Origin of the sequence: Labrys wisconsinensis, from assembly GCF_030814995.1 — a bacterium.
GTDB lineage: Bacteria > Pseudomonadota > Alphaproteobacteria > Rhizobiales > Labraceae > Labrys > Labrys wisconsinensis.
In genome coordinates, this window is sequence record NZ_JAUSVX010000002.1 from 347480 (window position 1) to 371349 (window position 23870).

Annotated in this window: 25 protein-coding genes; 13 read left to right on the forward strand and 12 right to left on the reverse strand. The window is 70.1% G+C overall.

Going from position 1 to position 23870, the window contains the following annotated elements:
* Positions 1-3: 3 nt before the first annotated feature.
* From QO011_RS08050 to QO011_RS08085, 8 genes are all read right to left on the reverse strand, one after another.
* Positions 4-1059, reverse strand: coding sequence for an ABC transporter permease (locus QO011_RS08050; RefSeq protein ID WP_307270061.1), 1056 nt, complete (start codon positions 1057-1059; stop codon positions 4-6).
* The gene (locus tag QO011_RS08055) at positions 1056-1871 is read right to left on the reverse strand and encodes an ATP-binding cassette domain-containing protein (RefSeq protein WP_370881920.1); all 816 of its coding nucleotides are present in this window, start codon (positions 1869-1871) and stop codon (positions 1056-1058) included. The genes QO011_RS08050 and QO011_RS08055 overlap by 4 nt, the downstream gene beginning before the upstream one ends.
* On the reverse strand, positions 1820-2125 hold the full coding sequence (locus tag QO011_RS08060) for a hypothetical protein (protein WP_307270068.1): 306 nt from the start codon (positions 2123-2125) through the stop codon (positions 1820-1822). Before QO011_RS08060 ends, QO011_RS08055 begins: the two co-directional genes overlap by 52 nt.
* Entirely contained in the window at positions 2122-2856 is a 735-nt protein-coding gene (locus tag QO011_RS08065) for a hypothetical protein (protein WP_307270071.1), read from the reverse strand. The genes QO011_RS08060 and QO011_RS08065 overlap by 4 nt, the downstream gene beginning before the upstream one ends.
* Positions 2853-3707 carry a BtpA/SgcQ family protein gene (locus tag QO011_RS08070; protein ID WP_307270074.1) on the reverse strand — a complete coding sequence of 285 codons (855 nt, stop codon included), beginning with the start codon at positions 3705-3707 and terminating at the stop codon, positions 2853-2855. The genes QO011_RS08065 and QO011_RS08070 overlap by 4 nt, the downstream gene beginning before the upstream one ends.
* Positions 3704-4627 (reverse strand): carbohydrate kinase family protein, encoded by a 924-nt coding sequence (locus QO011_RS08075; RefSeq protein WP_307270077.1) that lies wholly within the window; start codon positions 4625-4627, stop codon positions 3704-3706. Before QO011_RS08075 ends, QO011_RS08070 begins: the two co-directional genes overlap by 4 nt.
* Positions 4624-5376, reverse strand: a complete 753-nt coding sequence (locus QO011_RS08080) for a GntR family transcriptional regulator (protein WP_307270081.1) — start codon at positions 5374-5376, stop codon at positions 4624-4626. Before QO011_RS08080 ends, QO011_RS08075 begins: the two co-directional genes overlap by 4 nt.
* Positions 5377-5582: 206 nt before the next feature.
* On the reverse strand, positions 5583-5996 hold the full coding sequence (locus tag QO011_RS08085) for a group III truncated hemoglobin (RefSeq protein WP_307270082.1): 414 nt from the start codon (positions 5994-5996) through the stop codon (positions 5583-5585).
* A 273-nt stretch (positions 5997-6269) separates the two neighbouring features.
* Between QO011_RS08085 and QO011_RS08090 the strand changes: the two genes are divergently transcribed.
* On the forward strand, positions 6270-6491 hold the full coding sequence (locus tag QO011_RS08090; RefSeq protein WP_307270084.1) for a hypothetical protein: 222 nt from the start codon (positions 6270-6272) through the stop codon (positions 6489-6491).
* A 70-nt stretch (positions 6492-6561) separates the two neighbouring features.
* On the opposite strand, the gene QO011_RS08095 is transcribed toward QO011_RS08090, so the two are convergent.
* The 3 genes from QO011_RS08095 to QO011_RS08105 all read right to left on the reverse strand — a co-directional run bounded on the left by QO011_RS08095 (position 6562) and on the right by QO011_RS08105 (position 9353).
* On the reverse strand, positions 6562-7125 hold the full coding sequence (locus QO011_RS08095; RefSeq protein ID WP_307270086.1) for an SIS domain-containing protein: 564 nt from the start codon (positions 7123-7125) through the stop codon (positions 6562-6564).
* Between the two features lie 110 nt (positions 7126-7235).
* Complete coding sequence (locus QO011_RS08100) at positions 7236-8762, reverse strand: malonate--CoA ligase (RefSeq protein WP_307270090.1); 1527 nt, start codon at positions 8760-8762, stop codon at positions 7236-7238.
* A 108-nt stretch (positions 8763-8870) separates the two neighbouring features.
* Entirely contained in the window at positions 8871-9353 is a 483-nt protein-coding gene (locus QO011_RS08105) for an Lrp/AsnC family transcriptional regulator (protein WP_307270093.1), read from the reverse strand.
* Positions 9354-9483: 130 nt separating this feature from the next.
* Here QO011_RS08105 and QO011_RS08110 point away from each other — a divergent pair, with 130 nt between their 5' ends.
* Positions 9484-9900 (forward strand): DUF2000 domain-containing protein, encoded by a 417-nt coding sequence (locus QO011_RS08110; RefSeq protein ID WP_307270096.1) that lies wholly within the window; start codon positions 9484-9486, stop codon positions 9898-9900.
* An 8-nt stretch (positions 9901-9908) separates the two neighbouring features.
* Here QO011_RS08110 and QO011_RS08115 read toward each other — a convergent pair whose 3' ends face one another.
* Positions 9909-10937, reverse strand: coding sequence for a LacI family DNA-binding transcriptional regulator (locus QO011_RS08115; RefSeq protein ID WP_307270099.1), 1029 nt, complete (start codon positions 10935-10937; stop codon positions 9909-9911).
* Between the two features lie 191 nt (positions 10938-11128).
* Between QO011_RS08115 and QO011_RS08120 the strand changes: the two genes are divergently transcribed.
* The 11 genes from QO011_RS08120 to QO011_RS08170 all read left to right on the forward strand — a co-directional run bounded on the left by QO011_RS08120 (position 11129) and on the right by QO011_RS08170 (position 23822).
* The gene (locus QO011_RS08120; protein ID WP_307270103.1) at positions 11129-12349 is read left to right on the forward strand and encodes a CaiB/BaiF CoA transferase family protein; all 1221 of its coding nucleotides are present in this window, start codon (positions 11129-11131) and stop codon (positions 12347-12349) included.
* Positions 12349-13173, forward strand: coding sequence for a 3-ketoacyl-ACP reductase (locus QO011_RS08125; protein WP_307270935.1), 825 nt, complete (start codon positions 12349-12351; stop codon positions 13171-13173). Before QO011_RS08120 ends, QO011_RS08125 begins: the two co-directional genes overlap by 1 nt.
* Before the next feature lie 54 nt (positions 13174-13227).
* Positions 13228-14721 carry a sugar ABC transporter ATP-binding protein gene (locus tag QO011_RS08130; RefSeq protein ID WP_307270106.1) on the forward strand — a complete coding sequence of 498 codons (1494 nt, stop codon included), beginning with the start codon at positions 13228-13230 and terminating at the stop codon, positions 14719-14721.
* Positions 14705-16255 carry an aldehyde dehydrogenase family protein gene (locus QO011_RS08135; RefSeq protein ID WP_307270108.1) on the forward strand — a complete coding sequence of 517 codons (1551 nt, stop codon included), beginning with the start codon at positions 14705-14707 and terminating at the stop codon, positions 16253-16255. The genes QO011_RS08130 and QO011_RS08135 overlap by 17 nt, the downstream gene beginning before the upstream one ends.
* 22 nt (positions 16256-16277) lie before the next feature.
* Entirely contained in the window at positions 16278-17264 is a 987-nt protein-coding gene (locus QO011_RS08140) for an ABC transporter permease (protein WP_307270110.1), read from the forward strand.
* Positions 17265-17337: 73 nt separating this feature from the next.
* Entirely contained in the window at positions 17338-18285 is a 948-nt protein-coding gene (locus tag QO011_RS08145; protein ID WP_307270112.1) for a substrate-binding domain-containing protein, read from the forward strand.
* Between the two features lie 62 nt (positions 18286-18347).
* Positions 18348-19310, forward strand: a complete 963-nt coding sequence (locus QO011_RS08150; protein WP_307270114.1) for a dihydrodipicolinate synthase family protein — start codon at positions 18348-18350, stop codon at positions 19308-19310.
* Positions 19307-19747: a MaoC family dehydratase gene (locus tag QO011_RS08155; protein WP_307270115.1), complete on the forward strand. Its 441-nt coding sequence runs from the start codon at positions 19307-19309 to the stop codon at positions 19745-19747. Before QO011_RS08150 ends, QO011_RS08155 begins: the two co-directional genes overlap by 4 nt.
* A 1-nt stretch (position 19748) precedes the next feature.
* Complete coding sequence (locus tag QO011_RS08160) at positions 19749-21380, forward strand: GMC family oxidoreductase (protein ID WP_307270118.1); 1632 nt, start codon at positions 19749-19751, stop codon at positions 21378-21380.
* A complete protein-coding gene (locus QO011_RS08165; RefSeq protein WP_307270121.1) occupies positions 21377-22177 on the forward strand; it encodes an enoyl-CoA hydratase-related protein in 801 nt (266 codons plus the stop codon). Before QO011_RS08160 ends, QO011_RS08165 begins: the two co-directional genes overlap by 4 nt.
* Before the next feature lie 25 nt (positions 22178-22202).
* Positions 22203-23822 carry a GMC family oxidoreductase gene (locus tag QO011_RS08170; protein WP_307270123.1) on the forward strand — a complete coding sequence of 540 codons (1620 nt, stop codon included), beginning with the start codon at positions 22203-22205 and terminating at the stop codon, positions 23820-23822.
* The last annotated feature ends 48 nt before the right edge of the window (positions 23823-23870 follow it).

Genomic DNA, 23870 nt, shown 5'->3' on the forward strand with positions numbered 1-23870 from the left:
GTCTCAGCCGCGTTCTCGCGCGCGGCGTTTGAGCTGGTCGATCCAGACGGCGAGGATGAGCACGGCGCCCATCGCCACCGTCTGCCAGAACGGCGGGATGCCGAGGATGACGAAGCCGTTCAGCAGCACGATCGGGATGAAGACGCCGACCGCGGTGCCGGCAATGCTGCCGGTGCCGCCGAACAGGCTGGTTCCGCCGAGGACCACGGCGGAGATGGTCGAGAGATTGTCCATGGCGTGGCCGCCGATCGTGGTCGTCGAGAAGCGGGCGATCGACATCATCGCGGCCAGGCCGGCGAGCGTGCCGGAGAGGGCGTAGATCGCGATGATCCGCGATCGCACGGGGATGCCGGAACGCCGCGCCGCTTCGGCGTGGGAGCCGACCGCGAAGACGTGCAGGCCGAAGCGGGTGAGATGCAGGACGAGGGCTGCCACCACCGTGACCAGCACCGCGATCAGCACCAGGACCGGCACGCCGAGCACCGCGCCGGCGCCGACCTCCGTCACCAGGATCTCGGGAACCGCGCGAACGTCGACGCCGCCGGTCAGGATCTGGGCGAAGCCGAGCGCCATGCCGAGCGAGCCGAGGGTGACGATCAGCGCGGGGATCCGGGCGACCGCGATGAGAACGCCGTTCAGCGCGCCCCAGGCCGCGCCGCTCGCCAGCGCCACGACCAGGCCGGCGGCGACGACGTCCCAGCCGCCCTCGGTGGTGCCGTAGGTGCTGCCGGGCGTGCCGGAGAGCCACAGCATGGCCTGGGCCGAGGTCACGGAGGCGAAGACGAGCACCGATCCGATCGACAGGTCGATGCCGGCGGCGGCGATGACGAAGGTCTGCCCGACCGCGAGCACCATCAGGATCGCCGCGTTCACGGCGAGCATGCTGAGATTGTAGGACGAGCCGAACTGCTGCGGGCGGAGGATCGAGAAGATGACGATCAGCGCCAGCAGGAGCAGGAAGATCCAGCCGCCGCCGAGCAGCCGGCCGAGCTTTTCCGCGCCGCTTTCCGTCTCGGTCTCGCCTGCGGCCTGCGCGAGAGGGCTCGTGCGGTCGGTCATGCCTGCTCCTGCGCATCGGCGCCGCTGGTCATCGCCGCCACGAGGCTCTCGACGCTGGCGGCCGCCTTCCCGATGCGGGCGACGCGGCGGCCGAGGCGCAGCACCTCGACGCGGTCGGCGATGTCGATGACCTGCGGCATGTTGTGGCTGATCAGCACGACCGCGATGCCCTGGTCGCGCACCTGGCGGATGAGGTCGAGGACGCGGCCCGTCTGCACCACGCCGAGGGCGGCGGTCGGCTCGTCCATGAAGATCACCTTGTCGGCCCAGCGTGCCGCCCGCGCGATCGCCACGGATTGGCGCTGGCCGCCCGACAAGGCCGAGACCGGGACGCCGGGCGAGCGCAGGCGCACGCCGAGCCGGGTGAACTGCTCCGTGGCCTGCCGGCGCATCTGCCGCCGATCGAGGAAGCCGAGCCGCCCCAGGAGGCCGGTCCGCATGATCTCGCGGCCGAGGAAGAGATTGTCGGCGGCGGCGAGCTCGGGCGCCAGGGCGAGATCCTGATAGACCGTGGCGATGCCGAGCTGCTGCGCCGCCGTCGGGCTGTCGAGCGTGATCGCCCGGCCTTCGAGCAGGATGTCGCCCTGGTCCGGCCGGTCGGCGCCGGAGAGGATCTTGACCAGCGTCGACTTGCCGGCGCCGTTGTCGCCGATGAGCGCGCAGATCTCGCCGGGATAGACGGTGAAGTCAGCCCCGTCGAGCGCCTGCACGTGGCCGAACCGCCGCCGGATGTTGCGCGCCTCGAGCAGGGGGACCGCGGTCACGGCGCCGGTCCGGTCGCAAGGCCGATATTGTTGGCGAAGGCGAACCATTCGTTGTAGGCGGCGGCCGTCAGCCGCGACCAGTGATCGAAGGCGGCTTCGGCATCGGGAAAGCGCCAGATCTCGACCGTCTCGAAATCGTGCTGCCCGCGGATGTGGTAGCTGCCGAGGAATGCGGCGCCGGCCCGGCGCGATGCGTCCGCCACGCCTTGCCAATCGGCCCTGCGGGCTGCCTGCTCGGCCTCGCCGAGGCCGTACCAGTGCGGCCGCGGGCGGGCATAGTGGATCCAGATGCTCTCGCTCATGTCGTGGGTCCCGGATGGTCTTCGAGCAGGTCCGCCAGGGGACGCCTGCGCCCGATGAAGTGCCGCGATGTGGTGAACTTGAAATCGGCGACGCGCTCGTGGCCGCGCATCGCGGCATCGGCGGTTTCCGGCCGGTCGATCTCCCAGGCGCCGAGGTGATGCCAGGCGCTCATCCAGTCGAGACGGTGCCGGCCGGCGATGCCGACATTGAGATCGAGGTCGTTCTGGAAGGCTATGTCGCACTCCGCGTCATAGTCCCGGCGGGCGGCGGCCGACGCGGCGGCCCAGGCGTCGTTCCATTCCCAGAGCGCGAAAAAGGCCCAGTTCCGCTCGATCGCCGGCCCCTTGGCGGCGATCGAGGCGAATTCGCGCGGCCCGATCAGCCATTGCGTCGAGAAGCGGCGGGACCAGCCGGCCCGCTCCAGGCGCACGGTCCCGGCGAGGGCGGCCGACGGGGTCGGCGCCTCGAAGACGCCGACCATGTCGGCATCGTGGGCAAAGCCGGCTTCGAACGCCGTCGGCTCGTCCTGCGCCGAGGCGTCGATCATGCCGCGCAGGGAGAGGCGCCAGCCCTCGCTCGCAAGGGCGGCGAGCACGGCCCCGATCGCCGCCCGGTGCCGTTCGCCGAAGGCCCCGAAGGCCTGCGGCTCGCGGCGGGCGATGAACAGGACGGCGCAGCGATCGGTCGCCGCTGCCGAAAACACGTCGGTGGCCTCGGTGAGCAGCGTCAACGTCCGCTCCTCCGCACCCGCTCGACCGCGGCGACCAGGCGCTCGACCCGGGCGGGATCGACCGGATTCCACCAGACGCCGTCACGTTTCAGCCACTGGCCGACGATCGCGCCGTCGGCGACGGCGAAGAGGTTCGGGACCTGCTCGGGATCGAGGCCGGAGCCGACGATGACCGGCAGCGTGGTGCCGCGCCTCACCTCCTCGACCTCGCGCGGCTGCGTCGGCGACCCCGTGCGCGTGCCGGTGGCGATCAGGACGTCGGCGTCGAACCATTCGGCATCCGTCGCCTGTTCCGGGATGCTGCGGTCGGCCGTGATCGCATGCGCCCCGAACTTGACGTGGACGTCGGCGAAGATGCGGACATCGCCGGCGCGGATCGCGGAGCGGTAGCGCATCGCCTCGGGTGCCGGCCCGTTCAGGAAGCCTTCGTTGGCGACATAGGCGTTGACCCATTGGTTGGCGCGGACCCAGCGGGCGCCGACCGCCTTGGCCACGGCCAGCGCCGGGATGACGCCGTTGGCGACGCAGGTGATGCCGATCGGCGTGTCGACGGCTGCCCGCACCTCCAGGCATGCGGCGGTCAGGGCCGCGACCGTTTCCGGCCCGATATTCTCCGGCCGGCGGAACGGCAGGTCGCTGGCATTCTCGACGATGATGCCGTCGATGCCGCCCGCCGCGAGCACGCGCGCGTCCGCCGCGGCCGCGGCATAGACGTCACGCACGGCTTCGCCGGCATAGCGCGGCGCACCCGGCAGCGGCCGCAGATGGATGACGCCGATGACCGGCTTGTCCACGCGGAAGAGCTCCTTGAGCGCGTCGGCCTTTGGGGGAAGGACCTGCGATGCTGTCATGATGGTTCCCGATTGAGCGTGATGCCGGCGCCGGCCGTGCGCCGGCTCTCGACCTCCCGGCGTGCCGGGTACGAGGACAGGCCCCCCAGCCCGGCGCAACTGATCGTGGCGGCGAGAACCGCGGTGGCGAGGGCCTGCTCGGGCGCCGCCGCCCGCAGCCGCTCGGCCACGAACCATCCGGCCAGGCAATCGCCCGCGCCGGTGGTATCGACCACGGGACCGCGCGGAGCCGGCACGCTCGTGCACCCCGTCGGCCGATGCAGCGTCGCGCCCTCGGCGCCGCGGGTCTCGACGACGGCTTCGACGCCCATCGCGAACAGGCGCGCGACGGGCGCCTCGCCGAGGGCCGCCATGGCGCGGGCGTTGCAGAAGACGACCGCGGCGCCGGCGAGGCATCTGCCGAGCTGCGCGATGCCGCCCGGGAAGGTCGACGGCTCCAGGTCGAGCGACCAGGGGATCGCCCCGGCCCGGCATCGCTCGACCAGCCGTTCGGCCGCGTCGCGGTCGTAGACGGCAGTGTGCGCCCAGCCGACGCCGTCGAGCGGGGCGGCTTCGATCTGGCGGCGTGTCGGATACATCGAGACGCCGGGATGGAGGAGCAGTCGCTTCTCGCCGTGCGGCTCGATCAGGATGACCACCCGGCAGGTCGATCCGGCACGGACCTGCGAAGAGACGTCCACGCCGGTCGAGCCGAGCCGTTTCGCCACCATCTCGCCCGCGGCGTCGTCCCCGATCGCGATCACCAGCCGCGTCGGCACGTCCGCCATGGCGCAGGCGACCGCGGCATTGGCCGCGACGCCGCCCGCGTCTTCGCCGGCGCTCGCGGCGTCGAGCTTCTCGTCGGGCTCCGGCACCCGCGGAATGGTCATCGTCAGATCGGCGCTGACGTCGCCGGCGAAGAGTGCAGCCGGGCCGGTCATTTCCGCACCAGGTCGACGCGGAAGCGATAGCGGTCGGCGCGATAGTGCATCACGGCATACTCGACCGGCGAGCCGTCGGCCGCATGCGAGCGCCGCCGCGCGACCAGCAGCGGCTCACCGGCGGAGATGCCGAGGCTCTGCGCCTGGCTCCTGGTGGCGACGGCCGCCTCGATGAACTCGTGGCCGCCGACGATCCGGCCGTCCTGCCGGCGATCGAGCCAGGCATAGAGCGAGCCGCCGTCGAGATCGCCGATTCCGGGCGGCGCGTGGGCGCCGAGCACGGCCGGCGCGATCCACGACTCGGACAGGCCCATCGGCCGGTCGTCCGCCTTCAGGAGGCGCACGATCCGGAACACGCGCGTCGCCGTGTCGACGCCGAGCGCCTCCGCCACCTCGGCGGTTGCGCGCGCATGGTCGGCGCTCCGCGTCGCGTAGGACGGCTTCAGGCCGCGGCGCAGCATGTCCTCGGAAAAGCTCGCCAGGATGTTGAGCGGCTGCTCGACGCGCGGGCTCAGGACGATCGATCCCTTGCCGGATCGGCGGCTGATCAGGCCTTCCTGCTCCAGGCGGTCGAGCGAGGCGCGGGCGGTGGTCCGGCTGACCCCGAAACGTTCGTTGAGCCGGGCCTCGGACGGGAGCGCCGCGCCCGGTTGGAACTCGCCGCGCGCAATGGCCGCCCGCAGGCGGTCGGCAATCTGAAACCACAGGGGCAGGGGGCCCGGATCGAGATCGTCGGTTTCCCAGTTCATTGTCGTAACGTACGAACGTCATGACATTTGAGTCAATCCCTCCCCGGACCATGGCGAGCGAGATTCATCGGCGACGGGCAGGGGCCCGGCATCGGTGGAGACCCCCGGATCCGGGAGCGCCTGCGCGAGACGCCGGTCGACAGCGGATTCGACGTCACCAGCCGCCGGCTGGGCATGCCTGTGAGGAGGTGGCCGGCCTGCGGCGTTCAGCCGCGCCGGCTGTGGCGCGGCGGCCGGATCTCGCCGCGCTGCGTGCCGATCGCCATCTCGAAGCTGTCGGCGATGCGGCGGGCCCGGTCGAGGAACAGGGCCGCGACCTCGGGCGGGCAGAGCTCCCGGGCCGTCTCCTCGAACAGGGCGAGCCAGCGGTCGAAATGGCGCTCCTCGAGCGGCAGCCGCAGATGCGGCCTGAGCGGCCGGCCGTCATAGCGCCCGGTGCGCAGCATGACCGAGGACCAGAAATCGGTGATGCGGGCGATGTGCTCGTCCCAGTCGGCCACCGCCGCGGCGAAGATCGGCCCGATCGCCGCATCCGTCCGCGCCCGGGCGTAGAACTGCTCCACCAGGCGGCGGATCAGCGCCTCGTCGATGGCGGGATGGATGGCGAAGGCGGCAGTCATGGCACCCGGTCAGGTCGCTCGGCGCCGGTCTGATACCACGCGAGGGCCGGGGCGAGGTAGGCGCGGCACGCAGGCCGGCGCTGCGTCCGGCCGGCGTCACGCCCACGCCACACTGGTCTGGCACAAGGCGGCCGCTGGAACTGTCCGCCGCCGGTCCTGCCGGGGGCGCGTGTCCGCCGGCGCAGGACGGCCGGTGGCTCTTTGGCCCGGAACCTGCATGGCGGAATCCTGCCGATGACGCGATGGAACGGCTGCGACCGAAAGGACGACGCCATGGTCCCAAGCACTGTGCCTGTCCACCAGATCGAAGCGCTGGCGCTCGTCAACCATGCCTTGGCCGCGGCCGAGGACACTCTGCGGTCCGGCCATCTCGACGAGGCCGAGAGGCGCGACATCGCGCTGATCCTGCTGGCCGGGATCGAGGGCGGCGAGACCGACCCGCGCCGGCTGGCCGAGGTGGCGCTCACCCTGGCGCAGACGCCGGTCCGCTGCTGAAGCTTTGAGATTGTGCAGATTTTCCGAGCTCGCTCCGTGGGCGGTGCTCGGAAAACCTGCTTGGCGCCGTTCACTCCAGGTTGGTGTGGCGGGCGCGCATGCTCTCGGCGGTCTCGCCGAGGCGGTCGCGCAGCTTGAGGATCAGGATCTCGAACAGCACCACCTGCGCCGTCTCGAACAGCGAGCCCATCGGCAGCACCGAGACCGCGGCGCCGCGGTCGTCGGCCATGGTCTGGGCGGGAATGGTCAGCACCACGTCGGCGGCCTGCGGCGTGCGGCCCTCGGGCTGGGCGGTGACGACGGCGGTCCTGGCACCGGCCTCGCGGGCGACGCGCATCAGCGCATCGCCGATGTTGGATGCACCCGGGCCGGACGAGACGAAGAGCAGGTCGCCGGCGCCGAGCGGCGGCACCGTCATGTCGGCGACGACGCTGACGTCGAGCCCGAGATGGAACAGGCGCATGGCGAAGCCGCGCATCTGCAACCCCTCGCGCCCGGCGCCGTAGATGGCGATGCGCCGGGCCGTGGCCAGGGCATCGACGAGGGCGTCGGCGGCCGTCTCGGGCAGGACCCGGAACACGCCGGCGAGGTCGTCGAGCGCGCGCAGCGCGAGGGCGGGGATGGTGTCGGTCATGGCATGTCCTGCGCGTTTCCTGAGCATTGTTCGGGGCGGATGGGGCGGCGGGCGATTCGCCCGGCCGCGGCCAGGGTGCTGCGCCGGGCCGGCCGGCGCAAGCGGCGGCGCTATGACCCCTCGGCACCGTAGAGCCCGGCATGGCGCTCGCGCAGCAGGGCCTTCTGCACCTTGCCCATGGCGTTGCGCGGCAGCTCCTCGGCGAAGAGCACGCGCTTGGGCTGCTTGAAGCGGGCGAGACGGCCGTCCATCGCCGCGAGCACCGCCGCCTCGTCGATATCGGCGTCCGGCACGCGCACGACCACGGCGGTGACGCCTTCGCCGAAATCGGGATGCGGCAGGCCGATCACGGCGCTCTCGACCACGCCGGGCAGCGCGTCGATCTCGGCTTCGACCTCCTTGGGATAGACGTTGAGGCCGCCCGATATGATCAGGTCCTTGCCGCGCCCCACGATCTGGACATAGCCGGCCGCGTCGATGCGGCCGAGGTCGCCGGTGATGAAGAAGCCGTCCGGCCGGAATTCGGCCACCGTCTTCTCCGGCATGCGCCAATAGCCCTTGAACACGTTGGGGCCCCGGACCTCGATCATGCCGATCTCGCCGTCCGGCAGGCCGCGGCCGGTCTGCGGGTCGACGATCCGGGCCTCGACGCCCGGCAGGGGCGGGCCGACCGTGCCGGCCACCCGGGCGCCGTCATAGGGGTTGGACGTGTTCATGTTGGTCTCGGTCATGCCGTAGCGCTCGAGGATGGCGTGGCCGGTGCGCGCCTGCCAATCCCGATGCGTCTCGGCCAGGAGCGGCGCCGAGCCGGAGACGAAGAGGCGCATGCCGGCCGCCGCCTCGCGGGAGAGGCCGGGATGGCGCAGCAGCCGGACATAGAAGGTCGGCACGCCCATCAGCACCGTGGCCCGCGGCAGCAAGCCGGCGACCTCGCCGGGATCGAAGCGCGGCAGGAAGATCATTGTCGCACCGGCGAACAGGCAGACATTGCTCGCCACGAACAGGCCGTGCGTGTGGTAGACGGGCAGGGCGTGGATCAGCACGTCCTCAGGCCCGAAGCGCCAGGCCTCGACCAGCGTCAAGGCGTTCGACGTGAGGTTGGCATGGGTCAGCATGGCGCCCTTGGAGCGCCCGGTGGTGCCCGACGTGTAGAGGATCGCCGCCAGGTCGTCCCCGGTCCGTGCGACGGTCGCGAAGTCCGCGGGCCGGCCGGCGGCGCCGTCGGCGAGGCTGCCGCACCCCTCCGCATCGAGCGTCTCGACCACGGCTCCGACCCGGGCCGCCAGCGGCTCGAGGCCGGTCCGCCGGGCGGGATCGCAGACGATCAGCGCCGGCTCGGCGTCGCCGATGAAATAGGCGATCTCGGCCAGGGTATAGCCGGTGTTGAGCGGGAGGTAGACGGCGCCGGCGCGCAGCGTCGCGAGGTAGAGGGCGAGGCCGGTGACCGATTTCTCCGTCCAGGCCGCAACCCGATCGCCCGGTTTGACGCCGCGGGCGACGAGGTGATGGGCGATGCGGCCGGTCAGCGCGGCGAGATCGCCATAGGAGACATGGCTCCCATCGGCCGTCTCGATCGCCGTGCGCGCGGGGTCGGCGATGGCGGCAGCGAGGCGGTGGAACAGGTTGGCATCGGTCATGGCAGCGCGTCCTCCTCGCCCGCCGGTTCCAGCCGTGCGGCCGCCGCGAGTCGGGGCCAGCCTAACCCGGCCGGCCGCGGCGACAAGCGGCGGCGCGAACGCCGCGCGTCACGGCAGCGGGCGCGTCACCGGCAGGCCGGCGAACGGCTTGATCTCCTTGAGCACGAACATGGTCTGCATCTCCTTGATGCCGGGCAGGCGGCGGATCACCGCCATGGCGAAGTCGGCATAGGTGTCGAGGTCGCGGGAGGCGACCTGCAGCAGGAAGTCCGCGTCGCCGGCGATGCTGTAGCAGGCGACGACATCGTCGAGCTGCAGAACGTCGCGCTCGAAGGCGTGCGCCTCGCTCTCGCTGTGGCTGTCGATCTTCACCCGTACGAAGGCGAGCACGCCGAGGCCGATGCGACGGCGGTCGAGCATGGCCCTGTAGCCCTGGATGAGGCCCTGCTCCTCCATCTGCCGCACGCGGCGCCAGCAGGGCGAGGTCGACATCCCGACGCGCTCGGCGAGGTCCTGGTTGGTCAGCCGGCCCTCGTCCTGCAAGGCCGCAAGGATTCGCGCATCGATCGCGGTCAGAGCCTGATCCGGCATGCTCTACCCCCAGCGGGACTATTTGCGGCAGATCCTACCGATCACGTCGCTCTATCTGCAAGACGAGACAGGATCATCCATCGCGGGCGGGATAGGCTGGTGGCGTCGCATCCCTGCAGCAGGTCTCGCCGTGAGCACAGATATCCGCATCGCCATCGTCGTCGATCCCGGCCTCCCCGCCGGGCTTCTCGCCAACACCGTCGGCGCCGTCGCCGTCGGCCTCGGCGCGCGCGTGCCGGCGCTGGCGGGCAGCCGGCTCGCCGATCGGGACGGGCGCGCGATCGACGTCAGCGCCAACCGGCCGGTGCCGGTGCTGCAGGCGCCGGCCGAGGCGATCCGTGCGCTGATGCTGAAGGCGCTGGCCCAGCCCGGCGAGCGGGCCGTCGTGCCGTTTCCGGCCTTCGCCCGGGGCCTGCACGTCTTCGCCGACTATGCAGCGGCCCTGCCGGAGCGCGACCTCGGCGCCGAGACCATCGACGGCCTCGGCCTCGCCGGGCCGGAGCGATGGGTGCGCTCGCTGACCGGCGCGCTCAAGCTGCTGCGCTGAGCGGCTTCTCAGCGGCGCTTCGGCGCCGGGCCGGTGCTGCCGCGGACGATCAGCCGGATCGGCAATTCACGCTGGCGCAGATGGCGTCGCTGCAGCGGCGAGGCCAGGATGTAATCGGCCGCGTGCCGCCCCATGTCGCGCGCCGGCACTTCCAGGGTGCTGAGCTCGGGGACGGTCAGCTCGGCGATCTCCAGATTGTCGAAGCCGAGGATGGAGACGTCGCCGGGGACGGCGATGCGCTCCTCCTGGCAGTACTTGATCGCTCCGGCGGCGAGGATGTCGCTGCCGCAGAACACCGCGGTCGGCGGCTCGGCCGCGGTCATCAGGGTCCTCATCCCGCTCCGGCCGTTGCCGAAGGCATAGGCGGCCTCGATGACCGGGACCGCCGCCGGATCTAGCCCCGAGCGCGCGACCTCGTCGCGGAAGCCGGCGAGGCGGCCCTCGGCGCGGTCGTTGTCCTGGGTGATGCCCGCGATCATCGCCAGGCGGCGGTGCCCGAGGTCGATGAGGAAGCGGGCGGCGGTGCGCCCGGCCTTCTCGTTGTCGAAGCCGATCGCCGCCCCCGTTGCCGTCGGGGCGCAGGTATAGGTGAAGACATAGGCGATGCGCTTGTGCTCGAGCAGGGCGAGGGTCTGCGGCTTGTGCCGGGTGCCGACCAGCACGATCGATTCGGCGCCGCGCTCGGCGAGCAGGCGGGCCTGATCGAGCTCCAGGTCGAGGTCGTAGACGGAGGTGTTGATGATCAGCGACACGTCCTTCTCGGCCAGGCGGCCCTGCAGCCCGTCGACCATGGTGGCGTAGATGGCGTGGTCGAGCGTCGGGATGATGGCGCCGACCAGCCGGGTGCGGGTGGAGCGCAAGGCGCGAGCGGAGCCGTTGGGGACATAGCCGAGCTCGGCCGCGGCTTGCCTCACCCGGTCCCGGACGCTGCGCCCGACCGTCGGATTGCCGTTCAGCACCCGCGAGACCGTCGCCGGCGAGCAGCCGGCGAGCCGGGCGACATCGACCAGCTTGGCGTCGCCCCCGTCCGAATCCATCCGCGCGCTCCGTCCGTGAATCGGCCTGCCTGAAAACGATTTATCATACCCGCGCTTGAGCCGCATCTTTTCCAGAGCTTTCCGGGCGCATGCCGCTTGACACGGTGGTGAAAATTCTAGAAAACGATTTCTCAAGAACGGTTCCTTGGCCGCCGGTGTGCGGCGGGGGTGGGCGAGGCGGGTGAGGGAACATGCTGCTCGACGGCATCAAGGTGGTCAGCTTCTGTCACTTCCTGCAGGGGCCGGCCGCCGCGCAATATCTGGCGGACATGGGGGCCGACGTGGTCAAGGTCGAGCCGATCGGCGGCGCCCACGAGCGGCACTGGTCCGGCGCCGACGTCTATGTCGAGGGCGTGAGCGGCTTCTATCTCTGCGCCAACCGCAACAAGCGCTCCATCGGCATCGACCTGAAGAGCGCCGAGGGCAAGGCCGTGGCGCGCCGGCTGATCGCCGACGCCGACGTGGTCATGGAGAATTTCCGGCCCGGCGTGTTCGCCAGGCTCGGCTTCGACGCCGCGACGCTGGACGAGCTCAACCCGCGGCTGATCTTCGCCTCGGCGAGCGGCTTCGGGGCGAGCGGGCCTCTGGCGCACAAGCCCGGACAGGACCTGCTGGTCCAGGCGCGGTCCGGCCTGATGGGCGTCACGGGGACGCCGGCGCGGGGGCCGGTGCCGATCGGGGCTGCGATCGTCGACCAGCACGGCGGCGCGCTGCTGGCGATGGGCATCCTCGGTGCCCTGGTGCGGCGCCTGCGCGAGGGCCGCGGCACGCGGGTGGAGGGCAGCCTCCTCAACGCCGGGATCGATCTCCAGGGCGAGCCCCTGGTCAACTACTTCGCCGGCGGCATGGAACGCCGCGCGCTCGACCGCCGCGGCAACCTGGCGACCTGGTTCCATCCGGCGCCCTACGGGGTCTATCCCGTCCGCGACGGTCATGTCGTCGTGTCGCTGTGCGAGACGACGGACCTCGCCGAGGCGCTCGACAGCGATGCCCTGCGGGCCGCGGAGGGGCTCGACCGCCACCGGGACCGCGACGACTATGCGCGCCGGGTGGAGGAGGCGACCGCCGGCTTCACCATGGCGGAGATCGGCGCGCGCTTCGACGCGCGGGGCATCTGGTGGGCGCCCGTCGCCTATTACGACGAGCTGCTCGCCGATCCCCAGCTCGTCCATGCCGGCGTGTTCCGTCCGGTGACGGTCCGCGGCCGGACGATCCATCTCGTCAATCATCCCAACCGCTATGACGGCAAGGTGCCGGAGCTGCGCGTCCTGGCGCTCGAGATCGGCGAGCATACGCAGGAGATCCTCGCCGAGCTCGGGTACGCCGAGGCCGAGGTGCGCCGCCTTCTCGATGCGGGCGCCGTGGTGGCTTCGCGCCAGATCGACAGGCCGGCCGAAAGAAGGGCGTCGTGATGCAGCTCGACCGGTCGGAGACTTTCGTGCAGGCACCGATGGATCGGGCCGGCCCTGACCGTGGCCTCGCGGTCGTCACCGGTGGACGACGCGGCATCGGCCGGGCGATCTGCGGCAATCTGGCGGCGGCGGGCTTCGACGTGGCGGTGGTCGACCTCGTCGACGACGACAGCGCGGCCGACACCGTTGCCCTCATCCGATCCGCCGGCCGCAAGGGCGCCTTCTACCAGCGCGACATCGCGCAGACGGACGGCAATGGGGCGTTCATCGGGCGTCTCGAGAGCGAGCTCGGCTCGGTTGCCTGCCTGGTCAACAATGCGGGCGTCCAGGTCAGCGTCCGCGGCGATCTGCTGGACGTGACCGAAGAGGCCTTCGACCGGCTGGTCGACGTCAATCTTCGCGGCACCTTCTTCTTCACGCAGGCCGTGGCGCGCGCCATGTTGGCCCGGCCGGCATCCGCGTTCGACCGCTCGATCATCACCATCACCTCGGCCAATGCCGGATTGGTGTCGCCCGAAAAAGGCCCCTACTGCATCTCCAAGGCCGGGCTGTCGATGGCCTCGCAGCAATTCGCCCTGCGCCTCGCCGATGCCGGCATCTGCGTTCACGAGGTGCGGCCCGGCCTGATCCAGACCGACATGACAGCCGACGTCTATGAAAAATATTCAGTCCCGGTCGAGGCGGGCCAGGTTTCGGCCATCCGGCGCTGGGGCCAGCCCGAGGACATCGCCCGGGCGGTGACGACGCTCGCCGTCGGGGCGATCCCGTTCAGCACCGGCGACATCTTCCACATCGGCGGCGGCATGCAGCTCCACCGTCTCTGAGCACCCTTTTTCGGACCTGTCGAGAAAACGATTTCTGAGACCGGAGGCGAGGACATGACGGCGGAGATCCTCGAAATGCGCGGCATCGACAAGCGCTTTCCCGGCGTTCACGCGCTGAGGAACGTCAGCTTCTCCGTGCGGAAAGGCTCCGTCCACGCGATCATCGGCGAGAACGGCGCCGGCAAGTCGACACTGATGCGGGTGCTGGCCGGCGCCTTTGCCGCCGACGGCGGCGAAGTGCTCGTCGACGGAGCGACGGTGGCCGCGCCTTCGCCGGAGCGCATGCTGCAGCTCGGCATCGCAGTGATCTATCAGGAACTGGCGCAGGCGCCGCACCTCACCGTGGCCGAGAACATCTTTCTCGGCCGCTTGCCGAAGACGCGGCTCGGCACCGTCGACTGGCACCGCGCCCGGGCCGAAGCACAACGGGTGCTGGACCGGCTGGGATTCCACGTCGATCCGGGGGCCCGCATCGACGCGATCAGCGTCGCACAGCGGCAGATGGTGGAGATCGCCAAGGCGATCGCCCGCGATGCCCGCATCGTGGTGCTCGACGAGCCCTCCGCCGTGCTCGGCGACGCCGAGCTCCAGCGCCTGTTCGAGACCATCCGCCGGCTGAGCCGCGAGCAGGGCGTGTCGTTCATCTACATCACGCACCGGCTGAAAGAGCTCTACGACATCTGCGAGGACGTGACCGTGATGCGCGACGGCGAGGTCGTCGCCTCCATGCCCCTCGCGGCGACGACGACGAGCGACCTCATCCGGCACATGGTCGGCCGGGAACTGAAGGACATCTTCCCCAGACGGGCGAGCGCCGCGCCGGACGTGCGGCTCGAAGTCCGCAACCTCAGGCGCGGCCGGGTGCTGAAGGACATTTCCTTCGATGTGCGCCGCGGCGAGATCGTCGGCATTTGCGGGCTTGCCGGATCGGGCCGCACCGAGGTGCTGCGCGCGATCATCGGGGCCGACCGGATCGAGAGCGGTGAGATCCGCATCGATGGCCGTCCCGTCGCCATCGACGGGCCGCGGCAGGGCCTCGCCCGCGGCATCGGGCTCCTGCCGGAGGACCGCAAGACCGAAGGGCTGTTTCTGGACCAGTCGGTCGCATTCAACATCACGCTGTCGGCGCCCGACCCCATCAGCAGGGCCGGGCTGATCAGCGGCCATCGCGAGGACGAGGCCGTCGCGCGCCTCATCCGCCAGCTCAGGATCAAGACGCCGGGAGGCGGCACGAAGGTGCGCACGCTTTCCGGCGGCAACCAGCAGAAATGCGGCATCGCGCGCCAGCTGCATGCCGGGACGCGGATCCTGCTCGTGGACGAGCCGACACGCGGCGTCGATGTCGCCGCCAAGCGCGAGATCTACGACCTCCTGGTCGAGCTCACCGCCGGGCGCGGCGCCAGCGTGCTGATGGTGTCGTCGGACCTGCCCGAGATTCTCGGCCTCTGCCACCGCATCGTCGTCATGCGCGAAGGCGCCGTCTCCGCGGTCCTCGATGCCGGTGCCGCGACCGAGGAAGCGATCATGACCCATGCGGTCTGGCATTGAGGGCAAGGTGATGGCGGAACGCAGCTATCTTCAGTTCATCGGCGGCCGGCCGGTCGAGGGGGGCGGCGGCGGCTCGATCGAACGGCGCTCGCCGTCGGACGGGCGCCTGGTCGCGCGCTATGCCGACGGCACGGCCGGGGATGTCGATCTCGCCGTGGCGGCTGCACGGACGGCGTTCGAGGAAGGCCCCTGGCCGCGCCTCAGCGGCCTGGAACGCGCCGCGATCCTGAACCGCCTCGCCGACCTCATCCGCGACAACCGAGATCGGCTGACCCGCATCGAGGTCGAGGAGGTGGGCAAGCCGATCCGGTTCGCGCGCGGCGATATAGACGGCGCCGTCGCGCTGACGCGCTATGCCGCCTCCCTCGCCATGCAGATGGCCGGCACCGTCCACACCAATCTCGGCGCGGGCAAGACCGCCCTCATCACCCGTGAGCCGGTCGGCGTCGCCGCCCTGGTGACGCCGTGGAATTTTCCTGCCCTGATCCTCGCGCAGAAAGTGCCGTTCGCGCTGGCCGCCGGCTGCACCGTCGTGCTGAAGCCGTCGGAATTCACCTCCGGGTCGGCCTTCGAAATCGCCGCGCTCGCGGTCGAGGCCGGCATTCCCGCCGGCGCCTTCAACGTCGTCAGCGGCTATGGCGCCACGGTGGGCGACCACCTGACGGCGCATCCCGGCATCGATTTCGTGTCCTTCACCGGCTCCACCCGCACCGGGCGGCGGGTGGTCGCCAACACCTCGACCAATCTGGTGAAGTCCTCCGTCGAGCTTGGCGGAAAATCCGCCAACATCGTCTTTGCCGATGCCGACCTCGACGCCGCGGTCGACGGCGCGCTGACGGGCGTGTTCTTCAACAATGGCGAGTGCTGCATTTCGGGCTCGCGCCTCTTCGTCCACGCCAGGGTCGCCGACGGCTTCATCGCAAGGATCGTCGAGCGATCGAAGGCGCTCAGGGTCGGCGATCCCTTCGACGAGGCGACCGATATCGGCGCGCTGATCGACGAGGGCCATCTCGCCAAGGTCACGGCCATGATCGCAGCCGGCGTCGACGAAGGCGCCGCGCTCATCCTCGGCGGCCGCGCACCTGCCGGGGCGCCCGGGCACTTCTGCGAGCCGACCATCTTCGACCGCGTCGAACCCGGCATGACCATCTTCCGGGAAGAAATCTTCGGGCCGGTGCTGAGCATCACCCGCTTCGACACCGTCGAAGAGGCCGTCCGCCTCGCCAACGACACCGCCTATGGGCTGGCGAACTATGTCTGGTCGAAGGACATCGAGACCGTCCTCACCGTCGCAGCGCGGCTGAAGAGCGGCTGGGTGCAGGCCAACACCGCCATCGACGGCGCGCCGCAGCTCCCGCTCACCGGCGTGCGGGGCTCGGGCTTCGGCTACGAGATGGGCGAAGCCGGGTTCCAGGAATTCACCCAGCTCAAGACGCTGCTCATCCGCACCGGGCCGCGCACGCCCGTCTTTCCGGCCGGGGCGTGGCCTGGCCCGCCGTCGCCGGCCGACGGCCGCGCGGCGAGCGCAATCTGAAGGGGAGGAAGGAATGGTGGAGATGACCGCAAGGCCAACGGCGCCCGCCTCGGCCCCACACCCGCTGGCGCGGCTGCGCGGCTGGGCGCAGAGCATCGGCCTCCTCTGGGTGCTGGTGATCCTGTGCGCCGTGGCGATCTACCTGTCGCCGAGCTTCGTCCAGACCGGCAATCTTCTCAATGTCGGCCGGCAGGTCGCGCTGTTCGGCATCGTCAGCCTCGGCATGACCTTCGTCATCCTGACCCGCGGCATCGACCTGTCCGTCGGCTCGATCGTCGGCGTGGTCGCCGTCAGCGCGGCGATGCTGCTGGCGCAGGGGACGTCCATTCCCGTCACCGTGCTGACGGCGCTGGCGCTCGGCGCGCTGTTCGGCGCGTTCAACGGCGCCGGGGTCGTCCTCTTCGGCATGCCGCCGTTCATCATGACGCTGGGCACGCTGGTGATGGGGCGCGGCATCGCCATGACCATTGCAAATGGCGAGCCGCAGAGCCTCGGCGCCGCCGCCGACGTCTTCCACGTGCTCGGCGGCGGCTTTCTCTTCGGCATACCCATACCGATCTGGATCTTCGTCGCCATCGCCGCCGTCGCCCATATCGTGCTGCGCCACACCGGCTATGGCCGCTGGATCTACGCGGTCGGCTCCAACGCGGAAGCCGCACGCCTCGCCGGCATCAACGTGCCCGGCGTGCTCATGTCGGTCTACGTGATCTCCGGCGTCCTGTCCGCGCTGACGGCCCTGATCTTCGTCTCCCGCCTGACGGTGGGCGAGCCGACGGCGGGAACCAACCTGGAGCTGGAGGCGATCTCCATCGTCGTGATCGGCGGCACCAGCCTGTTCGGCGGCGAGGGCGGCATCGTCGGCACGGTGATCGGCGCCGCCATCATCGCGGTGATGGCCAACATCCTCAACCTGCTCGGGATTTCACCCTTCACCCAGCAGATCGTGAAGGGCGCCATCATCCTCGCGGCCGTGGGCTTCGAGGTCATCCGCCATCGCAGGCGCAGATAGGAATCCGTGCAATGCGGACCCTCGCCATGGTGGCGGGACGCAGATGCAGGGTCATCGGGAGGAGAAGAAGACCATGACATTCACGCGTCGCAACGTCCTGACGGTCATCGCCGGCGCCGCCGGCGCCTCGATCGCCGGCGTCGAAATGCCGGCCTCCGCGGCCGAGAAGATCAAGATCGGCTTCAGCCAGTGCACGCTCAACCATCCCTGGCGTGTCGCGCAGACCAATGTCAACAAGGCCTATGCCGACGACAAGCTCAGCGATGTCTCGCTGATCATCACCGACGGCAACAACGACTCGGGCAAGCAGGTGTCCGACATCGAGAATCTGATGGCCCAGGGCGTCAAGGTGTTGATGATCTCTCCCCTGACCGCCGATGCGCTGACGCCGATCGTCCGGCAAGCCATGGAAAGCGGCATTCCGGTGGTGACGCTCGACCGCAAGGTCAACACCAAGGTGACCTGCCATATCGGCGCCCTGAACCTGCCGATCGCCGCCGCCGCCGCGGCGCTGCTGGCCAGGAAGCTGGACGGCAAGGGCGCGATCATCGAGCTGCAGGGCACCGCCGGCGCGTCCGCGACGGTCGATCGCAACAAGGGCTTCGTCGACGAACTCGCCAAGACCCCCGGTCTCAAGATCGTGGCGAGCCAGAACTGCGACTACACCCGCGACAAGGCCGTCAAGTTCATGGAAGACATGGTGCAGCGCTTCGGCGAGGGCCAGATCCAGGCGGTCTATGCGCACAACGACGAAATGGCGCTCGGTGCGGTCCAGGTGCTGGAGGGCGCCGGCCGGTTGAAGGACGTGCTCGTCATCGGCATCGACGGCCAGAACAACGCCATCGAAGCGGTCGCCGCAGGAAAGCTCGCTGCAACCTTCACCTATCCCTATGTCGCCCCGGAAGGAATCCAGTACGCCCACAAGATCGCCAGTGGCGAGAGCGTGCCGGAGGTCGTCCTGCTCGATTCCGTCGCCATCACGGCCGATAATGCGAAATCCATGATCGGGAAGGGGTTCTGAGGCTTCGAAGAGCCCGGCCGCGACCCCGCGGCCGGGTTCCCACGCTTTTTCGAGGAGACATGATGGCCAGAGCCGCTTTCGAGCCCCACGGGGTGATCCCTGCCTGCCTGATGCCGTTCGACGAGAATTACGCTGTCGACGAGCAGGCTTATCGCCGTCACCTCAACGATGTCGCGGGCGTGGACGGCGTCGCCGCCATCACCATCAACGGCCACGCCGCCGAGGTCCACGCGCTGACGCTGGAGGAGCAGTACCGGGCCATCACGACAACGCTGGAGGAGCTCGAACGGCACGGTGTCGCCACCGTCGTCGGCGTCCATACCAGCTCGAGCCTGGAGGCGGGGCGGATCGCGGCGAGGGCGCAACGGGAAGGCGCCCATGCCTTGCTGGTGTTCCCGCCCGACGTCATGGTTCTCGGCGGCCATTTGCGGCCGGACATGGCGACTGAGCATCTCAGGCACGTCACCGGCGCCTCGGATCTGCCGATCATCCTGTTTCAATACCCGGTGGCGTCCAATCTCTCCTACCCTCTGGGGACACTGATCGAGCTCTGCCGCCGCTTCCCGACGATCCGGGCGGTCAAGGACCAGATCGGCGACGGCAACCAGCATGAGCGCCAGATCCGCGAGCTGAAGAGCCTCGACCGGCCGGTCCGCACGCTCACCACCCACAGCGCCTGGCTGCTCGCCTCCCTGGCGCTCGGGTGCGACGGCCTGCTTTCAGGTGCCGGCAGCGTCATTGCCGATCTGCAGGTCGCGTTGTTCCGGGCCGTCCGGGCCGGAGACCTGAAGAAGGCGCAGGCGATCAACGAGCGCATCTATCCCACGGTGCGCGCCTTCTACGACCCGCCGCTCGTGGACATGCACAACCGCATGAAGGAGGCGCTGGTGCTCCTGGGCAAGCTCGACCGGGCGGTGGTGCGCCCGCCGCTGATGAAGCCGGACGAGATCGAGATCGCAAAAATCCGCGGCCTGCTCGCGCGAGCCGGCATCACGCCCGACACCGTCTACGGATATGCGGAATGAGCAGCGAAGAGGACTTCTATCTCAAGGCCGGCGACGCTGTGACGCTGGAGCGGGACGTGACCGAGAGCGCGGTGAACGGCTTCGCGGAGATCAGCGGCGACCATTCCCCCAATCACATGGACGAGGGCGGGATGTCGGCGTCGGCCTATCGCGGTCGCATCGCCCACGGCGCCCTGCTGGTCGCCTACATGTCGGCCTGTTCCACCGAAATCGTCGAGCGCATTCCGGACGTCCGGGCCAGCGAAACGCCGGTGTCGCTCGGCTATGACCGCATCCGCTTCATCAAGCCCGTCTATATCGGCGACCGGCTGCGGCTGCATTACAGGGTCCGCGATGTCGATCCGGCGCGGCGGCGCGCCCATTCCGACATCACCATCACCAACCAGGCCGGCGAGACCGTGTGCGTCGGCGAGCACATCCTCAAATGGGTCGCCTGAGATGCGGACTGGCGCCACATTCGACTATGTCGTGATCGGCGGCGGGTCCTCCGGCTGTGCGCTCGCCTCGCGCCTGTCGGACGATCCGACGTGCCGCGTCCTGCTCCTCGAGGCGGGCTCGCGCGACTGGAGCCCCTACATCCACCTGCCGGTCTGCTACTACAAGACGACCAAGGGCCCCTACACCTGGGGCTTCCACCTCGCGTCGCAGGCGCACCAGGACGGTATTGCGCCCGTCTTCACCCAGGCTCGCGTGCTCGGCGGCGGCAGCTCGATCAATGCGCAGGTCTATATCCGCGGCACGGCCGCGGACTATGACGGCTGGGCCGGGATGGGATGCCCCGGCTGGAGCTATCGCGAGGTCCTGCCCTACTTCAAGCGATCCGAAGCCAACGAGCGCCTGGCCGGCGAGTTCCACGGCATCGAAGGTCCGCTCGGGGTGTCGGACCAGCGGCACACCCATCCGCTGTCGAAAGCCTTCGTCCAGGCCTGCCAGGACTACGGCATGCCCCACAATGCCGACTTCAACGGCCGGGAACAGGCCGGCGCCGGGCTCTATCAGGTCACCAACCGGAATGGCCGACGCTGCAGCGCGGCCGTCGCCTATCTCGGCCGCGCCCGCGGGCGGCCGAACCTGAGCGTCCGCACAGGCTGCCTCGCACGTCGCATCGTGGTCGAGAACGGCCGCGCTGCCGGCGTGGAGTACCAGGCCGGCAAATCCTGCTTCACCGTGCGCGCGCAGCGTGAAGTCGTGCTCGCGGCGGGAGCGATCAACTCGCCGAAGCTGCTGATGCTGTCGGGCATCGGTCCGGCCCGGCACCTGGAGAGCCACGGGATCAAGCCGGTCGCGGACCTCCCCGGCGTCGGCCGGAACCTTCACGACCACCTCGACATCTTCATGATGTACAACGTGAAGACCGTGGAGAGCTACGACGCTTACAAGCGGATCCATCGTCAGATCTGGGCCGGTCTCCAATATGCCCTGTTCCGAAGCGGCCCGGTCAGCGCGACCGTGGTCGAAGGTGGCGCCTTCTGGACCACCGCCGGGCGGTCCGCCTCGCCCGATCTGCAGTTCCATTTTCTCGCAGGGACCGGGATCGAGGCGGTCACCGGCGACATGTCGACAGGGAACGGCTGCACCCTCAATGCCTATGTGCTCGATCCGAGCTCGCGCGGCGCCGTCACGCTGACGAGCGCCGACCCGCGCGCGGCGCCGAACATCGACCCCAATTTCCTCGCCGAGCGGGATGACCTCGACCGCACGGTCGAGGCGGTGCGGATCGGCCAGGAGATCATGGCCCAGCCCTCGATCGCCCGATATATCCGCGACGAGTTCATGCCCGGACGGGCCGTCCGCACGCGCGCGGACTACGAGGCCTATGTCCGCCGCGAAAGCCGCTCGGGCTACCACCCCGTCGGGACTTGCAGGATGGGGCAGGATGACATGGCGGTCGTCGACCCGCAGCTGCGGGTGCGCGGCGTCGAGGGACTGCGCGTCGCCGATGCTTCGATCATGCCGCGGCTCGTCTCTGGCAACACCAACGCCCCGAGCATCATGATCGGCGAGCGAGCCGCGGATTTCCTGCGCGGCAACCGGTCGGCGGTGGCAACCGCCGCGGCGTGCGCCCGATGACCGACGCCAACGAGATGCCCAGCCACGACGATCTCGTGCTCGCCGAGCGGCCCGCGGCGGGCGTGCTCCTGCTGACGCTGAACCGGCCGGAAAAGCTCAACGCGCTCTCCAAGGCGCTTCTCTCGACGTTGCGCGACAGGCTCGCCGTGGCGGAGGCCGACGGCAGCATCGGCTGCGTCGTGCTCACCGGGGCGGGCCGGGCCTTCGCCGCCGGCGCCGACATCCACGACATGCTGGCGCGGGGCCTCGCCTCCTACGCCGACCCGGAGCGCCTGGCGTCCTGGCGGGCGATCGAGGCCTTCGCCAAGCCGATGATCGCCGCGATCAACGGCTATGCCCTCGGCGGAGGGCTGGAACTGGCACTGCTGTGCGACATTCTCCTCGCCAGCGAGGTGGCGCGGTTCGCCACGCCCGAGATCAAGCTCGGCTCCTTCCCGGGAGACGGCGGAACGCAGCGCCTGCCGCGGCTCGTCGGCCAGTCCTTCGCCATGCAGATGGTGCTGACCGGGGCCATGGTCGATGCCGTGCTCGCCGAGCGCAAGGGCCTGGTCAGCGAGGTGCTCGCCGCCGAGCGGCTGCTGCCGCGCGCGCTGGAGATCGCCGGGGACATCGCGTGCAGGTCCGTCGCGATCACGCCGCTCGCCAAGCGCGCCGTGCGGGCCGCCGCCGAGGCGCCCTTGGCGGAAGGACTGGCGATCGAGCACGCGCTGGTCGTCGACTCCTTCGCGACCGAAGACCGGACGGAAGGCCTGCGGGCCTTCGCCGAGAAGCGCGAGCCCGTGTTCAGGGGGCGGTGATCACCGCCATCGGAGGAACAGGTCCATGTGGGACTATATCATCGCCGGAGCGGGCTCGGCCGGATGCGTCCTGGCCAACCGCCTGTCGGAGGACCCCGACGTCAAGGTCCTGCTGCTGGAGGCCGGGAGCCGCGACCGCAATCCCATGATCCATATCCCGGGCGGCATCGGCAAGCTGTTCGGGCCGGGGGTGAACTGGCGCTTCCACACCGTGCCGCAGCGCCATCTCGACAACCGGCGGATCTGGTATCCGCAGGGCAAGACCCTCGGCGGCTCGAGCTCGATCAACGCGATGATCTATATCCGCGGCCAGCGGGAGGATTACGACCACTGGGCAGCGCTCGGCAATGACGGCTGGTCCTATGAGGAGGTGCTGCCCTATTTCCGCCGGTCGGAGGACAATGAGCGCCTCGTCGACCGCTACCACGGCCAGGGCGGCCCGCTCTGGGTGTCGGACCAGGTCTCGCCGCACGAGCTCTCGCGCGCCTTCGTGCGGGCCTGCCAGGCCTGGGGCCTGCCGTACAATCCGGACTTCAACGGCGCGAGCCAGCACGGCGCGGGCCTCTACCAGGTCACCTGCCGCCACGGCCGCCGCCGCTCCTCGGCCGTGTCCTACCTCAGGCCGGTCGAGACGCGTCCCAACCTGACGGTGTGGACCGGCGCACGCGCGCTACGCATCCTCCTCGAGCGCGGCCGGGCCGTCGGGCTCGACGTGGCGCGGGGCAGGGCGGTGGAGACGGTGCGGGCGGAGCGCGAGATCATCCTCAGCAGCGGCGCCATCAATTCGCCGAGGCTGCTGATGCTGTCGGGCATCGGCGACGCCGACGCCCTGAAGGCCCTCGGCATCGCGCCGGCGGTCGACCTCGCGGGCGTCGGCCGCAACCTGCAGGACCATCTGTGCACCAATGTCCACGTGACGCTGAAGCAGCCGATCAGCTATGACGGGCAGGATCGCTTCCCGCATGCGCTGCGGCACGGGCTGCAGTGGCTGCTCTACCGCAGCGGCCCCGCTGCCTCGGTGATCGTGGAGGGCGGGGGCTTCGCCGCCAGCGACGGCGGTCGCCGCCCCGACATGCAGATCCATATCGCGCCGGCCATGGTGGTGCGCGGCGGCCAGACCCGGCTCGGCGGCCACGGCTTCACGGTCAACACCACGTTCCTGCGGCCGAGGAGCCTCGGGACGGTCACCCTGGCCTCCGGCGATCCGGCGGACGAGCCGCTGATCGATCCGAACTACCATGCCCATCCCGACGACCGCGCCATGTCGCTGAAGTCGGTGCGCGCGGCGCGCGAGATCCTGTCCCAGGCCGATATCGCCCGCTATGTCAGCGTCGAGCGCCTGCCGGGCCCGGATGCCCGCAGCGACAGCGAGATCATGGCCTATGTCCGGCAATATGCCTGCTGCGACTACCACCCCGTCGGCACCTGCAAGATGGGCGTGGACGAGGCGGCCGTGGTCGACCCCGAGCTGCGCGTCCGGCATGTCGAGGGCCTGCGGGTGGCGGATTCCTCGATCATGCCGGTCCTGCTCAGCGGCAACACCAATGCGCCGACGATGATGATCGCCGAGAAGGCCGCCGACCTCATCCGCGGCATCCGCCCCGAGCCGGCGCCGCAGCGGGAAGGAGCGCTCGGCCATGCCTGATCCGCGACCGCTTGCGCCGGGCTGACGGAGCGCTGGGATCTGCTATCA